Annotated in this window: 4 protein-coding genes; all 4 read left to right on the top strand. The window is 65.4% G+C overall.

Annotation, left to right across the window (positions count from 1 at the left end; all coding sequences use genetic code 11):
* Window positions 1-211 precede the first annotated feature (211 nt).
* The 4 genes from FJ980_RS34865 (at window position 212) to FJ980_RS29535 (ending at window position 2,803) form a co-directional block, all read left to right on the top strand.
* Entirely contained in the window at window positions 212-643 is a 432-nt protein-coding gene (locus FJ980_RS34865) for a hypothetical protein (protein ID WP_181181339.1), read from the top strand.
* Between the two features lie 10 nt (window positions 644-653).
* Window positions 654-1,544: a 16S rRNA (cytidine(1402)-2'-O)-methyltransferase gene (rsmI, locus tag FJ980_RS29545; RefSeq protein ID WP_181181338.1), complete on the top strand. Its 891-nt coding sequence runs from the start codon at window positions 654-656 to the stop codon at window positions 1,542-1,544.
* Window positions 1,545-1,625: 81 nt separating this feature from the next.
* Entirely contained in the window at window positions 1,626-2,003 is a 378-nt protein-coding gene (locus FJ980_RS29540; RefSeq protein WP_140547157.1) for a YraN family protein, read from the top strand.
* Between the two features lie 335 nt (window positions 2,004-2,338).
* A complete protein-coding gene (locus tag FJ980_RS29535; protein ID WP_140547156.1) occupies window positions 2,339-2,803 on the top strand; it encodes a cupin domain-containing protein in 465 nt (154 codons plus the stop codon).
* The last annotated feature ends 247 nt before the right edge of the window (window positions 2,804-3,050 follow it).

The raw sequence follows: 3,050 nt of genomic DNA, 5'->3' as shown, positions 1-3,050 counted from the left end.
GCAACGCGCCCCGCTTGCTCTGCGAGAGGCCGCATGAAAGCATAAACCGTGCCGGACGCTCGTGGGCTTGACCCGAGAATCCATTCCGTGACCAACGCGAAGGGCGCTGCGGAACAGAATTCTGTACCGCTGGCGGAACGTCGATATAACGGCATGGATTCCAGGGTCTGCGCGCGTCGCTTCGCTCCTTGCTTCGCCCTGGAATGACGAAGTGCGGCCGCTCGCGGCCAATGACGATGGACGCGACGCCTTAAGCGTCGTGCTTCTGGCGGTGCTTGCCGCGGTGCTTCTCGCCATGCGCCTCGCCGTGACGGACGGGCTTCTGGCCGGCCTTGTCGCGGCGCGCGCCGGACTCGGCGGCGATGGGATGTGGAGGAATGCCCTCGCGGGCGGTCTTGCTTTCAAGTCGGCTGATAAAAATATCGAAGCGATTGGGCATCGTTCGGTCCTGCCTCCTCCCGGGGAATCAGGGGTTAAATTCGCCGATGTGGGTTTCGTTCCGCACTGTGGCAAAGGCAAGGCGATTTCCTTACGTCGACCTCACGTTTTGCAACGAGGCGTCAGCCATGCGAAACAGACTTGGTTCTTACGCAATTCCGGACGGAAAACCGCGACGCACTTTTCCTGGAATTGCTCGGAATGAGGGGCATTCGGTGACCGGCGACAAACGCAGCTATCTGATCGGACAGAGCGAGGTCGCGGCGCGGCCTCTTCAGCCGGCGCTCTATCTGGTGGCGACGCCGATCGGCAATCTGGCCGACATCACGCTACGCGCGTTGGAGACGCTAGCCGCCGCCGACATCGTCGCCTGCGAGGACACGCGCGTCTCGCGCGTGCTGCTCGAGCGCTACGGCATCCGCCGCCGCACCACTGCCTATCACGAGCACAATGCGGGCGAGGCCGGGCCGAAGCTGATCGAGGCGCTGGCGGCCGGGCAGAGCGTCGCGCTGATTTCCGACGCGGGCACGCCTTTGGTCTCCGATCCCGGCTACCGGCTGGTCGGCGAGGCGCTGGAGCGCGGCATTCGCGTCGTGCCGATCCCCGGACCTTCGGCTCCGCTTGCGGCGCTGACCGCTTCCGGCCTTCCTTCCGATGCTTTCCTGTTCGCCGGATTTCTGCCCGTGAAGACCGGGCAGCGGCTGACCAAGCTGGAGACGTTCAAGCAGTTGCCGGCGACACTGATTTTCTTCGAATCGCCGCGTCGTCTGGCCGAGACGCTCGGCGCGATGGTCGAGGCGCTGGGCGGCACGCGGAAAGCCGCCATCGGGCGCGAGCTGACCAAGACGTTCGAGGAGATGCGCACCGGAACGCTTGCCGAGCTGGCAGACTACTATGCGGCGGCCGATACGCCGAAGGGCGAGATCGTTATCTGTGTCGGTCCGCCCGAAGCCTCGGACGAGCAGCCGGCCGACATCGACCGGCTGCTTTTGTCCTTAGCCGCCGAAATGCCAGCTTCGAAGGCGGCGGCGGAAGCCGCGAAGATGACCGGCGCCCAGAAGCAGGCGCTTTACCGCCGGCTGATCGAGCTCAAGGACAGGCCATGATCCCGAAAAGTGGAGGCCGGTTTTTGCATTCGCTGACCTTCGGTTCGGACAAGATCATGGTCAAACAGAAAGGAGCCGGGGATGGCTGAACGCACGGTCGGCCATCGCCGAAAGGCCTATCGACGCGGCCATCGCGGCGAGTGGCTGGCGGCGCTGGCGCTGATGCTGAAAGGCTATCGCATCCTTGCCCGCCGCCACCGCACCAGGCTCGGCGAGATCGACCTCATCGCCCGGCGCGGCGACCTCGTGCTGTTCGTCGAGGTCAAGGCGCGGCGGACATTGATCGAGGCGATGGAAGCGATCGGCCGGGAATCGGAGCGCCGCATCGAGGGCGCCGCGGATTTGTGGCTGTCGCGCCAACCGGATTACGGCCGGCTGTCGATGCGCTTCGACATGGTGGCGGTGCTGCCCTGGCGCTGGCCGGTGCATGTCGAGAACGCGTTCTATGGGCGGAATTGAGCGCCTGCCCAATGGCGATAGGCTGGCGGGACAGCGCCCCCCCTGGCCTGCCGGCTTTCGTCGTTCGAAAAGCCAAGCAATTGGCTTTCGGTCCACTTCGTGGACCACTCCTCAACCCCCACGAGAGGGGAGATCAGATGTCGCCGTCGCTTTCGCCAATCGCCCGCGTTGCAGAGTCGGCGGGGCGCCGAAGCTGCCAATCTCCCCCCTCGTGGGGGAGATGTCCGGCAGGACAGAGGGGGGCGCCGTAGGGCGCGACGGCTCACATCTCGCAACAGGGTTCTTCCCATGCCTGCGTGGGACTACAGTGCCGCACCACCACCCTGAGAGCACCCATGCCCAAACTCGACCTCGCATCCCTGCCCCTCCGCAAGGGCTCGGGCTATCCCGCGCCCTTCGATGGCCCTTGCGCCGGCCGCACGCGCCGCCGGCTTGGCGATGCCGGCGGGCTCACCGATTTCGGCGTCAACCTGATGACGCTGCCGCCCGGCGGCTGGTCAAGCCAGCGTCACTGGCACAGCCATGAGGACGAGTTCGTCTATGTGCTGGAAGGCGAGCTAACGCTGGTCGAGGATGGCGGTGAGACGCTGCTGAGCGCCGGCGACTGCGCCACCTTCGCCAAGAACAGCGGCAACGGCCACCATCTCATCAACCGCTCGTCCACGACGGCGCTCTACCTCGAGGTCGGCTCGCGCAACCCGGACGATGTCATCACCTGCTCCGACATCGACATGATGAGCCCGAGTTCGGACGGCCGGTTCCTGCACAAGGACGGCACGCCTTATCCGGGGCAAGGGTGAAGGCTGGACAACGCGTCGGCGCTGGCGTTCCCCGGCCGGCACTATAAGCTCCCCCAAACCCAGGGAGCACCACCATGAAGAAAGAAATCATCGAAGTGCCCGTCATGTCGGACAAGGTGCGGGCGCTCGGCCTGCCCTGTTCGACGGCGGTGAAGGCCAACGGGTTCGTGTTCATCTCGGCGACACCGCCGGTGGACATGGTGACCGGCGAGATGGTGCGCGGCGACATCGAAACGCAGACCGAGGC

The sequence above is a fragment of the Mesorhizobium sp. B1-1-5 genome (assembly GCF_006443065.1).
Taxonomy (GTDB): domain Bacteria; phylum Pseudomonadota; class Alphaproteobacteria; order Rhizobiales; family Rhizobiaceae; genus Mesorhizobium.
Note: the sequence above shows the minus strand (reverse complement) of the source record. Positions and strands in the feature narration are given on the sequence as shown.